This window comes from Sodalis sp. RH19 (assembly GCF_047324215.1).
Classification (GTDB): Bacteria; Pseudomonadota; Gammaproteobacteria; order Enterobacterales; family Enterobacteriaceae; genus Acerihabitans.
On sequence record NZ_CP178734.1, the window covers coordinates 1,073,077 to 1,089,760 of the forward strand.

The window sequence follows — 16,684 nt, forward strand, 5'->3', positions numbered from 1 at the left end:
GACCCCCGAATTGATTGATGGAAACTTATTGTGTGTATTCAATGTAACGAAGCCAATTGGGGATCTCTGCCCGCCGAGTCTGGCCGTCCAACGCTATTGAAAATGGCGGGCATGGGATGGGGGGGCGCTCCATTGTGTGGGAGTAAGGCCTCCGTCGCCGGGGGAAAGACGGGTCCTGCATGGCAAGTATGACAGGCCAGGGGCACCGCGCCGCCGCCCGGGACCCGCTATGGACGTCCCGGTTTGTCCTGCTGCTGGTCAGCGCGGTGTTCATGTATATGATGACATTCATGCTCACCCCGACGCTGCCCCTGTTCGTGCAGGACATCGGCGCCGGCACCACCGCGGCGGGCGGCGTCATCGTCGCCGGATATACCGTCGGATCGCTCCTGCCCCGGCTTATGTGGGGCAGCCTTGCCGACAGCTGGGGTCGACGTCCCGTCTACCTGCTGGGCGTGGCGATCATGGCCGTCATCTCCCCATTGTTCACCGTCGCCGGCATACTCCCGGTGATCATCAGCCTGCGCCTGGTCCAGGGAGTCGGGTTCAGCGCCTCCTCAACCGGAGCCGCGACGGTCGCCGCCGACCTCGTTCCAGCCTCTCGCCGCAGCGAGGGCATCGGCTACTATGCGCTTGCCAATACCATCGGCATGGCCGCCGGCCCAAACCTCGGACTGATGATCCACCAGCAGTGGGGCGCCAACTGGCTGTTTATCGCCAGCGTCGCCTCCGGCCTGGTCGCCATCATCACCGGCCTATGGGTCGGGGATCGACGCCGGTGCCGACAATCCAAGGTTTCCCTCCCGACGTCGGTCCCTGATCCCGTAGTGTCGCCGCGGGGCTGGGAGCGTTTGCTCGAGAAGAGCGTGCTGCGCGTGTGTGCGGTCCTCCTGTTCGTCGTCATGCCCTACGGGGCGATCATGGCCTACGTCGCCGCCTATGGCATCCACCAGGGCGTCACGCACATCGGCCTTTATTTCACCGTCTTCGCCCTCGCCCTTCTCGTCGTACGCCTTGGCGTCGGACGGATAACCGACCGCTTCGGCGCGACAATCGTGTTCGTTCCCGGCGTCGCCGCGATGCTTGCCGGACTTCTCGTCCTCGGCTGGGCAGACGGTCTCACCGTCTTCCTGACCTCGGCCGCGCTGTTCGGCCTCGGCTACGGGGTGGCACTGCCGCTCCTGCAGTCCATCACATATGCCATTGCACCCGAGGACCGCCGCGGGGTTGCCAGCGCGACATTTTTTGCCACCGCCGACATCGGCTACGGACTCGGCGCCGTGCTGCTCGGCGTGTCGATTAGCCTCCTTGGCTATCGTATTGCGTTCGCCGGGCTTGCTCTCCTGGTCGCGATCGCCCTGATGCTGTTCCTGATACTTCTGCATCCGCAGCGACGACGCCGACAAGACGGTTGATCGCTGACGAAGGCTGCCACGAAGGCCTGGCATGACGGCCGCAGCGGCGTCATATCAGAAGGCAGTAGCTCTTTAGTGGCGCGGCAGCGCATTAAGCCGGATGATGCCGGGCCTGGCTGTGGCCATACGGGTGGGGGTTCCGCTGGGCTTATGGATTGGCCAGCTTTTCAGCTGGCATTTCGTGTTTGCCTTGGCGGGCGCGGTCGGATTAGTGACATGCCTGCTCATTGCCCGTTTTGTGCCATGTCGTGCAGGAGATGACGGCGCACATCAACCAGGCAGGATGCCCTTTGTTTCACACCTTGTTCCGCGTTGGATACGTATTTGGCCGGGGCGCCCCGCTAATAAGCATGCACTCTTAGCAGATTTAAGTCGGAAAATTTCTGTTCTGAGTTCGGCTTAGACATCCAGCTTGCGCGTAGCCAGCCATTCCACCATTGCCGGGTCACGATGCGAAAAGAAAGCGCTGGTCGCGGTGTCCATTGCTGCGACATGAGTCATTTCATCGGTGTTCAGTTCGAAATCAAGTACATTAATATTTTCTGCCATACGTTCTTTTCTAACTGTTTTTGCCAGAGAAACAATGCCGCGCTGATAAAGCCATTGCAATATCACCTGTCCGACACTTTTACCGTATTTCGCCCCTATTTTCGTTAATACTGGATTTTGAAAAAGTCCGTTGCGTCCTTCCGCAAATGGCGCCCAGGCTTCTGGCTGGATGCCACGACTTTTCATCCAGGGGACCGCCTGAAGTTGCTGATTGAACGGATTGACCTCGACCTGATTGACTGCCGGGGGGATTTTATTGAATGCCATTAAGTCCGCCAGGCGATCGGGATGAAAGTTGCTTACGCCTATGGCGCGAATTTTTCCAGTCTGATTCAGTTCTTCCATTGCCCGCCATGCACCGTGGACATCACCATAGGGCTGATGGATTAAATATAAATCGACATAATCAAGCTGGAGTCGATTAAGTGAACGCTCAAACTGCGCCTTGGCGCCGTCATAACTGGTGTCCTGCAACCAAAGTTTGGTGGTGATAAATAGCTCGTTGCGCGCAATGCCACTTTGTTTTAATGCGTTACCGACCTGGGTTTCATTCTGATAAGAGGCTGCTGTATCGATTAGACGATAACCGGTTTCAATGGCGGAAATGACAGCACGCTCGCACTCCGCTGCGTCAGTCATCTGAAAAACACCAAACCCAATCAAGGGCATCTCAATTCCGTTATTCAATGTTAGGGTTTGCATAGCGTTATCCTCTGTGAAAATATGAAAATGTGAAAATCTTTGTCTATCTATTTTATAAGGATAGCGTAGATGTCGTTATGAGATTAGTGGTTGTAATCCGCATGGCTTTATTAGCTGGATTAATAAATAGCAGTGATAATAACCATTTCTCGCGGCGTACCTTCTGGGGGGCCAGGGGCAGAGCTTTAATCGGCCAGCGATTGGAATTTGAATGAATGTTCGCCAATCAAGGAGAAGTGCATGTTAAAGTAAACAGCGTTTAACCGCGTAATATGCACCATGTCATTAATGCCCGGCCTGGCACGGACGCGAGGCAGATCAACACGGCCTCGCCGCCCGAATGGACTGGACCCTTAAAGATTATTATGGACAGACATAAATTGGCCTAATCTGATTAACGCATGACAAAACGATGACAATGCTGTCATTTTAGTGATCGTCTATTGATATCGGCTATCGGCTCACTAGAATGATGTAACAACGTCGTTGTGTCGGAGGATGCGTGAAATTATTGGTTGTTGAAGATGAGGTGAAGACAGGAGAATATCTCTGCAAGGGATTAACAGAGGCTGGTTTTATTGTTGATTTAGCGGATAACGGTATGACAGGCTATCACCTTGCAATGACAGCGGAGTATGATTTAGTGATCCTTGATATCATGCTGCCTGATGTTAATGGATGGGATATTGTCAAAATGCTGCGTTCAGCGGAAAAGGGCATGCCGATTTTACTTTTGACCGCATTGGGCACAGTGGAGCATCGGGTAAAAGGACTTGAATTGGGGGCCGACGATTATTTGATTAAACCCTTTGCGTTTGCTGAACTCTTGGCGCGGGTACGCACTTTGTTGCGACGGGGTACCACCGTTATTGCTGAAAGCCAGTTTCGCATTGCGGATTTGACGTTGGATTTGGTCACACGGCGGGTAACCCGGGGCGGTGTGAAAATTATACTGACCAGTAAAGAGTTTACACTTTTAGAGTTTTTTATCCGTCATACTGGGGAAGTATTGCCTCGTTCCTTGATTGCTTCCCAGGTTTGGGATATGAACTTTGATAGCGATACAAACGCAATTGATGTTGCTGTTAAACGCCTGCGGGCGAAAATAGATAATGATTTTACGCCAAAACTTATCCAGACAGTACGCGGCGTAGGTTATGTACTAGAGGTGCCGGATGCTGATTAAGCCGATGCAACGCCCTTTCTCTCTGGCCTTCCGGTTAACCTTCTTTATCAGCTTGACAACCATTGCCGCTTTTTTCGTCTTCACCTGGATTATGATCAATTCTGTCGAAAGGCATTTTGGCGAGCAGGATATAGCCGATTTAAAACAAATCAGCGCGACCTTGGCTAATATACTCAGCGAGAAAGAAGAATCTGAAAACATACGCTTAGATAAAATCATTAACGCAATTGTTAATCATAAAAATATCTTCGTCAATCTCGCAAATGATAAAAATCAGGTTATTTATCAATCCACGGACGGCCCTGATTTTACTAAGATAAGAGCATTACTTCCTGCTTTCGATAAAATTAATGCCAATAATATTATCATGTGGCAAGATGAATCCACAGGGGAAGCCGTTATCAATAACAGCAAAATGGAAGCGGCCAGTTATCGCGTTGTGGCACTACCTGTCAGTACCTTCGTTAACGGTAAAACGACAAGATATACACTTCTTATTGCACTTTCCATCGACTTCCATTTGCACTACATCCAAGAGCTGAAATATAAACTGATAATCACCGCGCTCTTGTTCAGTATGATTATTGTACTGGTTGTATTATTTGCTGTTTATCAAGGGCATGCACCGCTTAGACGTGTAAGCAGAAAGATAAAAAGCATCACTTCAGAAAATTTGCATGTGAGATTATTGTCAACGAAAGTACCCATTGAACTAGAACAACTCATTGTGTCATTTAATCACATGATTGGCAGAATTGAAGATGTTTTCACTCGCCAGTCAAATTTTTCCGCGGATATTGCCCATGAGATACGGACCCCGATTACTAACTTGGTGACGCAAACGGAGATTACACTTAGCCAGACTCGTTCATCAAAGGAGTATCAGGATATTCTTTATTCAAATCTGGAAGAATTTTCTCGAATGGCAAATATGGTGAATGACATGTTATTCCTTGCTCAGGCCGATAATAACTTACTTATCCCTGAATGTGTTTCTATTGATCTCAAAAAAGAAATTATCAAAGTATTCGATTTTTTTGAAGCGTTAGCTGAAGAACGCGGGGTAAGCTTGCACTTCATTGGCAGTCCATTATTGGTAAAAGGCGACCCTCTGATGCTACGCCGCGTTATCAGTAACCTGCTGTCAAATGCCGTACGTTATACGTCCCCAGGCCATTCAGTCACAGTGAGCGTGACGGATACTATCGATGATGTACAGCTAGTTGTTGAAAACCCAGGTACCCCCATACCCGCCGAGCATCTGCCGCGGCTTTTCGACCGTTTTTACCGTGTCGATCCTTCGAGACAAAGAAGCAGCGATGGTAGTGGTATCGGTTTAGCCATTGTGAAATCTATTATTGGCGCGCATCAAGGTAAGATATCCGTTACCTCCGATGTTATATCAACAAAGTTTATAATAAGCTTGCCAAAATAGCCATATTCAGCAAATCTTTAATGACACTCGAAATAATAAACTTGTGTCCATATTGATTATTTTCTTTACTCTGATCTATTGTGATTTAGTTTAGGTGTGTCGTTGGTGAAGGGGATGAATGCGTTTTATTGAAGTTACCGGTTAATTAATCATTCAACACCGAGTGATTGACTCCGGCGATGCGCCGGAGTCATCGGCTCCCTTGAGCAAGATAAAATGCTGTAAATTCCATGCGCAACGCAGTCACTCAGCGCACCCTCGTTTGTTTTTGGCGGATTAAGGATAAGTCTGTAACACTATAATTGTAACATATTGAATTGTATATATGTTTTAACTATCAAGAATGACAAAAATGTCATCATGCAGTCACGTGTTAAACAGAATTCGCGTTATATAATTAGTCTTAACTTGCAAGCATCCTGAGATAATATATGAGTTAACGGTTAATTCTTTTGGCGGCACAGCGTGCTGAATAATTTATCCTTAGCCCTGATTATTGAGCTATAACAATTTTTTTAACAAATGAGTCAGCTTCTGGAAATAAAACTTCGGATACTAGGTCTCTACCCATCTGAACGCTGAAGTATCCATAATTGGAGAATTTAAGATGAAAAAAATTATTTTGACTACCGCAATGGCCTTAGTTTTTGCTACGAGTGCTTATGCTGCGAGTGATGGCAATGTGCATGAGTCTGTTAATAACAGTAGCGCGCAGGCCCATCAATTGATGGTGAAAAAATCCCCAGAACAAAATAAGATTGCTGCTGGCAAGCTGCAGCAGGACCAACATGAGGAAGCAGCTAATATTCATGAATCCACGAAAAATGGACAATCCCAAGCCCATCAGTATATGGCTGAGCAGCACAAAAAAATGATGGGTAATAACCAGGAAGTGAAAAAACCGGTGACGGCCCAGCCCTTCAAGGATATGAATGAGCATGAAAAAGCAGCTGTCATACACGAGAACGGTAAAAATGGATTTTCAGAAGTCCATCAGCAAATGGCTGATGAACATTTGAAGAAAATGAATTGAGTTTCATTATAGGACCACAATTGTTCGTATGCCATTGTGGTCTTTCAAAAAAATAAATATCGTTAATATTTATAATGTTAATAATACCTAACATAATGAGGTAACTAAATGAACAAGAAATTATTAGTTGTGGTGATAGCGTTGATGTCTCCCGTAGCTGTGTTCGCCGCCGGCCAAAGTATGAATATGGATAATCAGTCCTCAATGTCGCCAGCAGCACAAGAGTACATGTCTGGAATGCAAAGTATGCATGACAACATGATGGCGGGAATGATGTCGTCCAACCCGGATGTAGCCTTTGCAAAAGGTATGACCGCGCATCATCAAGGCGCCATTGAAATGGCTAAAACTGAACTCAAATATGGTAAAGATCCTGAAATGAGGAAATTAGCGCAAGATATCATCAACGCTCAGCAGCCGGAAATCGATCAGATGCAAACCTGGGTGAAAAATAACAATAAATAATAACAAGTTAATTAATAGAGTTGTTAGCAGACGATAAAGCTGAGTTCCACTCCCGGTATACATCAGGAGATGAAATGCAGGCTTACGGGCTGCCCCGCTATAAATACCAGGTCTGCCGTCCAGGACGGGGCTTGGGCGTCCGGTGACTGGCGCTGAGGTTTACGGGTGGGTATATCAAAAGGGCTCGCAGCCGGGCCCATGGTATCTCGCGTTCCGCGCGATGTTGGCTTAGCGATGTCAGCACCGCCATGGTTTTCGGCCAAACGTCTGAAATCTTTTTTATGCTGTGCATCCCTTTGCTGTTCCGCCGCCTGGGCGTTAAGTACATGCTGCTGATCGGCATGCTGGACAGGTTCGTTCGCTACGCTTTTTTCGCCCTGGGCGTCAGTGAGAAAGGGCGGTTCCTGCTGTATCTCGGCGTCCTGCTGCACGGCGTGTGCTACGACTTGTTTCTGTCGTCGGTTTTATCTATACCGACCGCGCTGCCGGCGCAAAGGTGAAAGGGCTGGCGCAAATAAATGAGGTCCTGTAAACCTGGCTTGTACCGGTATACAACCGCGGGTTGTATCAGCCGGGTCAACCTGATTTGGCTGCCCGTTTCTTGATTTGTTCCAGAGCGGCATTAAAGCCCTCCGGCGTGCCGCTTGAGCCGGCAAGACGGTCCACTTTGACCTGCTCAATAGGCTTGCCGACCACGACCGCAGGAACCGCGTCGGCGAACCGCCGCTGATAATCCAGTGAAATGGGATTGGTAGCATGGGTTTTGATGTTTGCGGATGTAATGAGACCAGCATGCAGGGTAACGGTAACCGTGATAAACGAGGGCGCATTCCCGTATTGCCCCGTAGCGGTATAGGTGCCGTCCGCGTAGGCGGTGCGTATGTTTGCCACTTTCCATACTTCAGTGCTGGCGGTTACGGATGTGGATTGGCGTTCGGCCGCGTTACCGACCGGCCATCCAGCTGTCATGACGATAGAGGTGGCCATCCACGCCACTGTCGTTACTTTTGCTTTTACGTTCATCTCATTCTCTGGCTATATATGTAACAAGCGAGTCAGCGCGATACCGTGGGAAGATCGCATTAATACAGGCTATCCGGCTGAGGGCACATTGCTGTAGTGCTGTGCTAAGCGGTCGCGGCGTAACGAATCTCCATGAGGTGCCGATAGCAGGGATAAGGATCATTTGCCGAAGCGAATTGCTTGATTAGGGCGCAACCTGCTTTACAGGCCGAACAAGGATTTCCTGCACCAGTACGCGGGGCGGTTGAGCAAAGGCATAAACAACCGCCTGGGCGACATCCTCGGCGTGCAGGGCATCCAAAGCTGCGCGCCGCTCGCGTAGCGCCTGCTCAGGCAGGTTGTGGCCAAATTCCGTCCAGACCGCGCCGGGTTCAATAACAGAAACGCGAATACCTACCGCGCCCAGTTCCTTACGCAATGTTTCGTGGAAGCCGACCACGGCGTACTTGGTCGCGCAGTAGACCGACCAGCCTTCTACGCCATAGCGGCCGCCAGTGCTGGATATCGAGGCGATCATCGCGCCAGGGCGACCCTGCAGCAGCGGAATGGCGGCATGGGTGCAATTAAGCAGCCCAATCAGATTGGTATCGATCATGCCGCGCCATTGTTCCGGCGCACTCTCGGCAAAGGGGGCATGGATACCAAGGCCGGCATTGTTCAGCAGCAGGTCGAGCCCGCCGAAAGTCTCTTTTACCTGTGCAAACAGCCATTCGACCTGGCTATTGTCAGTAACGTCGGTCACTATAGCGGTCGCCTTGTTGCCAAGCTCTTCAACCAGTGCTTCGATTCGATCGCGCCGCCGCGCCGCCAATACGATATGGACGCCCTCAGCGACCAGCAGACGTGCCGTGGCTTCGCCGATGCCACTTGAGGCGCCGGTAATTACCGCGACTTTACCTTTCAGATCCTGCATTTGCATATGTTCATCTCCAACGTTATTTCTCACAAAATTAACACCCGACGCGGGCCTTTAGAGCGGCGGGATAGCGAGCGACTGAAATCTTGCCCTCATTATCAGTAATTGTCGGCAGCAGCATCACACGGCATCACAAGGAGGGTTATGTACCAGCCACAACCGAAGTGGCGTCGTCTATGCCATTGGCGATAAAGATTTACTACTCCTGAAATTTAGCTTTTACCCGGGTAGGTGACTAGATGGCAAAATCAGCAAAGACTTTTGAATCCATTTCATCAATGGCGAAATTAAACGACCATCAGGCGCGGATTTATACGCTATAGCAATATTTAGCAACCTATAGCAATACTCATTAATGAATCTCATTCAACAAGACATGCGTAATAGTGCTCTTAATCAAAAGAGAGTTTGCCCGTAGTATCCGGGTAGAAAACCACTCGGATTGAAGAGGAAGTTACTGTCATGAAACTTCTCAGCACGCTGATTCCCATTCTCTTGGTTAGCCTGCCGGCGCAGGCCACCGCCCAGGATGTTGTACCCGATACCCCAGCTGCGCGCGAGGCCAGAGAAACCGCGCCACAGCTCTTTGCCTACACCCAGAACGTGCTGTTTGGCGATTTGTGGAAGCGCACCGAGCTCATTCCACGCGACCGCAGCCTGGTGACCTTGTCCGCATTGCTCGCCAATGGGCAAGCGGCGCAGATGACCTCGCACATCAATCTGGCGCTGGATAATGGCGTTAAGCCCAGTGAAATCATCGGGCTGATCACTCATCTTGCTTTCTACACGGGGTGGCCGAATGCCATGTCGGCTGTAGGCGTCGCGAAGAGCGTTTTCAAACAACGTGGGATCACACCCGACACATCACGTCCCGAGTCGTCGGCACTGTTGCCGGTCGATAAGGCCGCCGAGGCTGAGCGGGCGGCGCTTGTAAAGGAAAATATCGCACCGGTTGCGCCCGAATTGGCGCGTTATACCGACGATGTTCTGTTTGCGGACTTATGGCGCCAACCCGATCTGGCAGCCCGTGATCGCAGTTTGGTTACGGTCGCTGCACTTATCGCCCGAGGGCAGCTCGAGCAGCTTTCCTTCCACCTGAACAAGGCCCGTGAAAGTGGATTGACGAAGACCCAGGCGGCGGAGGTTGCCACTCAACTCGCATTTTATGCAGGGTGGCCACGTGCAATGTCGTCCTTACCCATTATCAAAGCCGTATATGCGCAACCTGATAAGTAACGTGAAGAGGAAATAATAATATGATAGCAAGCCGCTGGAAACGACTCTGGGCTATTACGTGGGTGGTGGCCTCTATGGCCGCTGGTTTTAATGCGACCGCCGCTGACACAAACTCGCAAAAGCCGCTGGTCATTCAAGCGCAGGGAAGTTTTACCGTCGGCGGGAATGTGAACACCGCGCCGGGCACATTTGACCCCAAAAAGCCCATGGAGCCAGCAGGGCAAACCTATCACGGCGACCATCTCTATGCTTTTTATCAGATACCGGTCAATCCCCGGAAGTATCCCATCGTCATGTGGCATGGCGCCGGTCAATTCTCCAAAACCTGGGAAACCACGGCGGATGGCCGCGAGGGTTTTCAAAACATTTTTCTACGACGGGGTTTCTCCACGTATCTGATTGACCAGCCTCGTCGGGGAAATGCCGGCCGCAGTATGGTCGAAACCCTGGTCAAGCCTACGCCGGACGAACAAATGTGGTTCAACCAATTTCGCGTGGGAGTCTGGCCTGAGTATTTCAAAGGCGTGCAATTTGACCGCAGCGCCGGGACGCTCGATCAGTTCTTCCGGTCGATGACCCCCAATACCGGACCGTTTGACATGAATGTCGTCTCCGACGGTGCTTCCGCGCTCTTTGACAAGATAGGCCCAGGTATCCTGTTCACTCATTCGCAAGGCGGCGGGCCGGGCTGGCTGACGGCCATCAAGAACAAGAATGTCAAAGCTATCGTGGCATTTGAGCCGGGCAGCAGCTTTATCTTTCCTGATGGCGAGGTACCGGCGCCGATCACCAGTTCCTTTGATATTGTGCGGGGCGAGACTGTTCCCCTGGACAGATTCATGGCGCTGACGCGCATCCCCATAGTCATTTATTACGGCGACAATATCCCTGACAAACCGACTGACATGCCGGCCCAGGATAGCTGGCGCGCGCGTCTTGAAATGGCGCGCAAGTGGCGTGATGTCGTTAACAAGCACGGCGGTGATGTCACGGTCGTACATCTGCCCGAGATCGGTATTAAAGGCAACACCCATTTTCCGTTTGCAGACTTAAATAATGTCCAGATTGCGGATCTCGTGTCGACGTTCCTTGCCGAGAAAAAACTGGACTGACAAAACAACAGGTCAACCGCGGCGAGTAGCCCGGGCGCCGCGCAGGCAAAGACCGGTGGTCGCGATGATGGCGGAACATCTTGCCGGCGCGCGACGTTTTCACCTTTAGGAGTATTAATATGAAAAACAAAATGATCAAGGCCATGCTCTTGGCCGCCATGGTCAGCCTCTCGGCAGGCAATGCCGGGGCGGCGGACTATCGGAATAACCCGTTTACCCTGGTCTACGATGGCGCCATTACCCAAAATGAGCCCGGTAAGGTCAATATCCATCCGGTCACCTATAAGCTCAATGGCCTGGATATTGCCGCCAACGTCTATACCCCTGCCAACTATGATCCGAAGAAGTCCTATCCGACGGTGGTGGTAGCGCATCCGAACGGCGGGGTGAAAGAGCAGGTGGCCGGTCTGTATGCGCAGCGACTGGCTGAGCATGGCTACATTACCATCACCGCCGATGCGGCGTATCAGGGAGCCAGCGGTGGCGAACCGCGCAGCGTGGACAAACCGATGTACCGCATTGAGGATATCCACGGTATGGCGGACTACATCACTCAATATGCCGGCGTCGATGGGAAACGCCTGGGTCTGCTCGGCATCTGCGGCGGCGGGGGATACTCGCTGGCCGCGGCGCAAACCGACAAGCGATTCAAGTCGCTGGCGACGGTGAGCATGTTCAATTCGGGACGGGTTCGCCGCAATGGCTACAACGATTCGCAAATGGACACTATCCAGCAGCGCCTGCAGCAGGCTTCCGCCGCCCGCGCCCAGGAAGCGGCCGGCGGTAAAGTACTCTATTCGGGTGATGCCAATCTCACCGATGCGCAGATTGCCAAATTGCCGTTTGAACTGTATCGCCAGGGCTACGAGTACTACTGGAAGACGTATGCGCACCCCGGCTCAACCTTCAAGTACACCACCAGCAGCCTGCTGGACCTGATGCGCTTCGACGCCACCGACCATATTGATCTTATCCAACAGCCGTTGCTGATGATCGCGGGCAGCAAGGCCGACAGCCTGTACATGACCAAAGATGCGTTCCCCAAGGCCACCGGCACCAAGGACAAGGAATTGTTTATTATTGATGGCGCCACACATATCGAAACCTACTGGGTTCCCAAGTATGTGAACGCCGCCATCGGCAAGCTGACCGCCTTCTATGGAAGAACGCTGTAATTCAGGGACGTAGATGGTTTCGGGTGGATCGGCTACTTATCGCCGTTCACAACCATCAGCAAGCTGCGCCGTGCGGGTATTGCCGTCTTGCCATTATTCTTGGGGAAAAACACTACGGTTTCCCTATTCGTGGCAGAGATTGGCTGGCGGCAGCTTATAAAATTATAGAGGACTAATATTATGAAAGCTTACCGGTTGCTTGATTTTAGAAGCTTAGATGATCTTCAACAGTGTGAAGAAGAGACGCCGCGACCGCAACGAGGCGAAGTATTAATCCGGGTTCGGGCCGTTTCACTGAATTATCGCGATATTGCCATGCTGGGCAATCGCTATCCCCTTAGTCATCGTAAGGGCTTGGTGCCGACCAGCGATGGCGCGGGGGAGGTTGTCGACGTCGGGCCGGATGTGCACGATTTTAAAATAGGCGATCGGGTGGTGGGTCTATTCCATGCCCGCTGGTTTGGCGGGCGTATGCCGATGTATTCGAATCAGCGCGGTTATGGCAGTGAGAACGATGGCTGGCTTTGCGAATTCAAAGTGGTTAGCCAGGAAGCTGTCGTTCATATGCCCGACAATCTTTCCTTTGAGGAGGCGGCGACCCTGCCTTGCGCAGCGGTTACGGCATGGAACGCATTGAGCGGCACCGCGCAAATACGCGCTGGACACACCGTACTTATCCAAGGAACCGGCGGCGTCTCTATCTTCGCTTTGCAATTTGCCCGGGTTCTTGGCGCGTCGGTCATTGCAACAACCTCAAGTGCCGCCAAGGCGGAACGATTACGCCAGTTTGGCGCCAGCGAGGTTATCAATTACCAGGAAGAACCCCATTGGGGCGAGCGGGTGCGTGAATTGACGCAGGGCAAGGGCGTTGATCGTATTGTGGAAGTCGGTGGACCGGGAACTATCGCCGAGTCGCTGCGCGCGATTGCTCCTGGCGGCGAAATCGCATCCATTGGCTTTTTAAGCGCCCAGGGAGCAGGCATCGATTTTTTAGCGTTATTTGGCAGCCTGGCAACCTTCAGGCCGTTTTCAGTGGGCAGTCGTGAAACGCTGGAAGATGTTTGTGCGATTATGGCGATGTCCAATATCAAACCAGCGATTGACCGCATTTTTGAGTTTAACGATGCCAGGGCAGCTTATGCCCACCTCGACAGCGGTTCGCATTTTGGCAAGGTGGTCGTCCGTTGCTGAATGAATCGGACCGCCAACCGTGGTGAAACATAACGCCGCGCAAGCCGGCCTGGTCGATAGCGGTAAAGCCGTAAGATAAAGCGCTGCCCTCTAGCAGTAGGCTTACTCCGCCACGGGCCAAAGCATGGGGTTTCGCTAGTCTTTCGGCGGCGCTTCAACGTCTGACAACGCGAGCACGCCTTTTGAAAGCCGATCGCCTTGGATCTTGACTGACGCCACGGCCGCGTTGAGTTCGCGCAGTTCATTGGGAGTGAACCTTATCGCGGTGGCGCCAAGGTTTTCTTCCATATGGGCAATTTTCGTGGTGCCGGGGATCGGCACAATCCAGGGTTTTTGCGCCAGCAGCCACGCCAGCGCCAGTTGGGCCGGCGTCGCGTTCTTACGTTCGGCCCAGGTCCTGACCACGTCCACCAGCGCCATGTTGGCGCGCAGGGCATCGGGGGCGAAGCGGGGCACTGTAGCGCGAAACTCCCGCGGACCGTCGGCAACGAAGCGCGTATCGGCGGTGATCTTGCCGGTCAGAAAGCCCATGCCAAGCGGGCTCCAGCAGACAAAACCAATGCCCAGCTCCTCGCAGACCGGCAGGACCGCCGCCTGCGGTCCACGCCAAAGCATTGAGTACTCGTTCTGGATAGCCGTCAGCGGATGCACCGCATGCGCACGGCGGATGGTCTGGATGCCGGGTTCGGAAAGGCCGTAGTGCAGCACTTTGCCCTCGGCGATCAGATCCTTGAGCGCCCCGGCCACGTCTTCGATCGGCACGGCCGGGTCGACGCGGTGTTGGTAGAGCAGGTCGATGCGATCGGTGCGCAGACGCCGCAGCATGCCTTCGACCACGAGCTTGATGTGTTCCGGCCGGCTGTTGAGGCCGCCGAGCGGCTTGCCTGTCTTTTGATCGAAATTCCAGCCGTATTTGGTCTCAATGACCACTTTTCCGCGTATGCCCTGCAGTGCCTCGCCGACAATTTCTTCGGAGATGAAGGGACCGTAGGCTTCAGCGGTGTCGATAAGCGTAATTCCACGCTCGACTGCCGTCCTGATGAGTGTTATCGCCGCTTTCCGATCGAGGGGGCTATGATAGAAGTCGGATACCGAATCCCTGGTCGTACCCGGTACCCACTGGCAGCCCAGGCCAATGGAGGAGACTTCAAGGGTGCCCAGTTTGCGCCGCTGGCTGGCCGGCAGTGAACCGGCGGTGGAAGAGGTCTGGGTATCGGCCGCGAAAGCTGCGGACGTCATACAGGCAGAGAGCACCCATGGCGCAATGCCCAGGATTGCGGCTGAAGCCAGCAAATGACGGCGCTGCAGGTTTATTGTTTCGCGGCCACTTGGCTCGCGTTGTAAATCAATACCAGACATGGGCAGTTCCTTTGATTTGTCTAACTTAGGCAGCGTTGCCAGCGCGTCGGATTTGACTTTCAACAGTGTTACCGTCCGTCGTTCCCGGTTCGCCACCGCGCGATGCCAAAAAGCTAAATCCTTGACAAGGCGGCGTCGCTACTTCGTCGCTGCGTGCGACGTCGCGGTTTGATACTGGTCGTTCGATACTTTTTCCAGCCAATCGACCGATTTTCCGTCAAGCGCTTCGGCGATGGCCATGTGGGTCATACCGGTGGTGGCGGCGGCGCCATGCCAGTGTTTGGCACCTGGTGGGATCTGGACGATATCACCCGGTCGGATTTCTTGCGGTGATTTTCCCCATTGCTGAACCCAGCCCACGCCGGCTGTGACGATCAAGGTTTGCCCCAGTGGATGGGTATGCCAGGCGGTGCGAGCACCCGGCTCGAACGTGACTATACCGCCGCCGGCCCTGCCCGGCGAGATCGCCTGAAAACGGGAATCCACACGAACCGGCCCCGTAAAATTCTTCTCGGGACCTGCGCTGGACGCCTGCGAGCCGGCACGGGTGACCATCACCTCTGGAATCTGCCGGGCTGATACATTCGCAGCAAGAAGCAGCAAAACGGCGGTATTCAATGCAAGTGACTTCATCGGCGGTCCTTATCGTCCTGCTTAATTGAATGGATTCTTCCTTGAGCGGTTCGATAGGCTCAAGCGAGCTTTTGGTCAGTCGTTTATCACTACTGCTTTCAGCCATTCCGTCATACTTTCCATAGTGCGTCTTTGCTGATCCGCCTCCATCTCGAAACCCCATATCAACCGCGCATTCGAGGCGCGGCAATGAAGAGGCGAGGGACCTGTGCGACGCTGTTGTGACGCATTCTTACTATGAGCCTTACTATAGATAATGGATCTGGCGGCGACTAGATGGTAAAGTTGGGAAACACTTGTGAGTCATTTTCATGAATAATATCTATAGGGACTATGGCAATGCCGAGAGATAACTACAGTGATCTGTTGGTCTTCATTGCGGTGGCACGCGAAAAAAGTTTTACGCGCGCTGCCGCGCAACTCGGAATGTCCCAGTCGGCACTGAGCCACACCATGCGTTCCCTTGAAGAAAGAATGGGGGTCCGTCTGCTGACCCGAACCACCCGCAGCGTATCGCCGACAGAGGTCGGTCAACGCTTGATAGATCGCATTGCGCCCCGGTTCGAGGAAATCGAGGAGGAAATGACAGCCGTCGGCGAATTGCGCGACAAGCCCGCAGGCACCATTCGTATTTCAGCTACTGAAAATGCGGCCGAAACCGTATTGTGGCCCAGGCTGGTCAAACTGCTGCCCAAGTATCCCGATATCAAGGTCGAACTCATTGTGGAGTCCCGTTTTACCGATATTGTCGCTGAACGATATGACATGGGGATACGCCTGGGCAGTGAAGTGGCTCGTGATATGACTGCTATAAGGATTGCACCGGACATGCGTGTGGCGATTGTTGCTTCGCCAGACTACCTGGCAAGGCGTCCTGCTCCCGGAACGCCGCACGATCTCACGGAGCATGAGTGTATCAATTTATATCTGATGAGCCACGGCGAAATCTACGCCTGGGAGTTCAAAAAGGGCCCGCAGCAATTGAATGTGCGGGTCGACGGTCAACTGGTTTTTAATAGCACCAGGCAGATTCTGCATGCCGCGCTGGCAGGTTTCGGTCTGGGATATGTGCCGGAGGAAATGGCGCAGCCCTATATTAACCGTGGCGAGCTAATACAGGTTTTGAAAGAGTGGAGCCCAATATTTCCGGGGTATCACCTCTGTTATCCGATACGCCGTCAATCTTCTTCGCGAGCCATGGCCGTGCTGATTGAAGCGCTACGCTATCCGTCCGATCTGGCGGAGGTGTCCTAG

The 16,684-nt window shown here is 52.7% G+C and carries 15 protein-coding genes and 1 pseudogene; 11 read left to right on the forward strand and 5 right to left on the reverse strand.

All coding sequences use genetic code 11. The features are described 5' to 3' along the window. The first annotated feature begins 179 nt into the window (after positions 1 to 179). Positions 180 to 1,415, forward strand: coding sequence for an MFS transporter (locus tag ACL2XF_RS04840; protein ID WP_413728135.1), 1,236 nt, complete (start codon positions 180 to 182; stop codon positions 1,413 to 1,415). 399 nt (positions 1,416 to 1,814) lie between these two features. Here the strand turns inward: ACL2XF_RS04840 and ACL2XF_RS04845 are convergent, their stop codons facing one another. Further along, positions 1,815 to 2,666: an aldo/keto reductase gene (locus ACL2XF_RS04845; RefSeq protein ID WP_413723109.1), complete on the reverse strand. Its 852-nt coding sequence runs from the start codon at positions 2,664 to 2,666 to the stop codon at positions 1,815 to 1,817. 502 nt (positions 2,667 to 3,168) lie between these two features. Here ACL2XF_RS04845 and ACL2XF_RS04850 point away from each other — a divergent pair. The 5 genes and pseudogenes from ACL2XF_RS04850 to ACL2XF_RS04870 all read left to right on the forward strand — a co-directional run. Then, positions 3,169 to 3,852 (forward strand): copper/silver response regulator transcription factor, encoded by a 684-nt coding sequence (locus tag ACL2XF_RS04850; RefSeq protein WP_413728136.1) that lies wholly within the window; start codon positions 3,169 to 3,171, stop codon positions 3,850 to 3,852. Beyond that, on the forward strand, positions 3,842 to 5,287 hold the full coding sequence (locus ACL2XF_RS04855) for a Cu(+)/Ag(+) sensor histidine kinase (protein ID WP_413723107.1): 1,446 nt from the start codon (positions 3,842 to 3,844) through the stop codon (positions 5,285 to 5,287). Before ACL2XF_RS04850 ends, ACL2XF_RS04855 begins: the two co-directional genes overlap by 11 nt. Positions 5,288 to 5,894: 607 nt before the next feature. Further along, complete coding sequence (locus tag ACL2XF_RS04860) at positions 5,895 to 6,320, forward strand: copper-binding protein (RefSeq protein WP_413723106.1); 426 nt, start codon at positions 5,895 to 5,897, stop codon at positions 6,318 to 6,320. Positions 6,321 to 6,428: 108 nt separating this feature from the next. Then, positions 6,429 to 6,785, forward strand: coding sequence for a DUF305 domain-containing protein (locus ACL2XF_RS04865; protein WP_413728137.1), 357 nt, complete (start codon positions 6,429 to 6,431; stop codon positions 6,783 to 6,785). A 230-nt stretch (positions 6,786 to 7,015) separates the two neighbouring features. Then, a pseudogene (locus ACL2XF_RS04870) lies at positions 7,016 to 7,299 on the forward strand (MFS transporter); the annotation flags it as partial. Between the two features lie 62 nt (positions 7,300 to 7,361). On the opposite strand, the gene ACL2XF_RS04875 reads toward ACL2XF_RS04870, so the two are convergent. Both ACL2XF_RS04875 and ACL2XF_RS04880 read right to left on the reverse strand, forming a co-directional pair. Further along, positions 7,362 to 7,808, reverse strand: a complete 447-nt coding sequence (locus tag ACL2XF_RS04875) for a hypothetical protein (protein ID WP_413728138.1) — start codon at positions 7,806 to 7,808, stop codon at positions 7,362 to 7,364. A gap of 184 nt (positions 7,809 to 7,992) precedes the next feature. Beyond that, the gene (locus ACL2XF_RS04880; RefSeq protein WP_413723103.1) at positions 7,993 to 8,727 is read right to left on the reverse strand and encodes an SDR family oxidoreductase; all 735 of its coding nucleotides are present in this window, start codon (positions 8,725 to 8,727) and stop codon (positions 7,993 to 7,995) included. Positions 8,728 to 9,186: 459 nt separating this feature from the next. On the opposite strand from ACL2XF_RS04880, the gene ACL2XF_RS04885 reads away from it, so the two are divergent. From ACL2XF_RS04885 to ACL2XF_RS04900, 4 genes are all read left to right on the forward strand, one after another. Then, a complete protein-coding gene (locus ACL2XF_RS04885) occupies positions 9,187 to 9,960 on the forward strand; it encodes a carboxymuconolactone decarboxylase family protein (RefSeq protein ID WP_413723102.1) in 774 nt (257 codons plus the stop codon). A 74-nt stretch (positions 9,961 to 10,034) separates the two neighbouring features. After that, a complete protein-coding gene (locus ACL2XF_RS04890; RefSeq protein ID WP_413728768.1) occupies positions 10,035 to 11,072 on the forward strand; it encodes an alpha/beta hydrolase in 1,038 nt (345 codons plus the stop codon). A gap of 119 nt (positions 11,073 to 11,191) precedes the next feature. Beyond that, positions 11,192 to 12,247, forward strand: coding sequence for an alpha/beta hydrolase (locus ACL2XF_RS04895; RefSeq protein ID WP_413723101.1), 1,056 nt, complete (start codon positions 11,192 to 11,194; stop codon positions 12,245 to 12,247). Between the two features lie 180 nt (positions 12,248 to 12,427). Beyond that, on the forward strand, positions 12,428 to 13,438 hold the full coding sequence (locus ACL2XF_RS04900; protein ID WP_413728139.1) for a zinc-dependent alcohol dehydrogenase family protein: 1,011 nt from the start codon (positions 12,428 to 12,430) through the stop codon (positions 13,436 to 13,438). Between the two features lie 135 nt (positions 13,439 to 13,573). Here ACL2XF_RS04900 and ACL2XF_RS04905 read toward each other — a convergent pair whose 3' ends face one another. Next, positions 13,574 to 14,797: an aldo/keto reductase gene (locus ACL2XF_RS04905; RefSeq protein WP_413728140.1), complete on the reverse strand. Its 1,224-nt coding sequence runs from the start codon at positions 14,795 to 14,797 to the stop codon at positions 13,574 to 13,576. A 138-nt stretch (positions 14,798 to 14,935) separates the two neighbouring features. After that, the gene (locus ACL2XF_RS04910; protein ID WP_413728141.1) at positions 14,936 to 15,430 is read right to left on the reverse strand and encodes a cupin domain-containing protein; all 495 of its coding nucleotides are present in this window, start codon (positions 15,428 to 15,430) and stop codon (positions 14,936 to 14,938) included. Positions 15,431 to 15,769: 339 nt separating this feature from the next. Here ACL2XF_RS04910 and ACL2XF_RS04915 point away from each other — a divergent pair, with 339 nt between their 5' ends. Beyond that, positions 15,770 to 16,684, forward strand: a complete 915-nt coding sequence (locus ACL2XF_RS04915) for a LysR family transcriptional regulator (protein ID WP_413723098.1) — start codon at positions 15,770 to 15,772, stop codon at positions 16,682 to 16,684.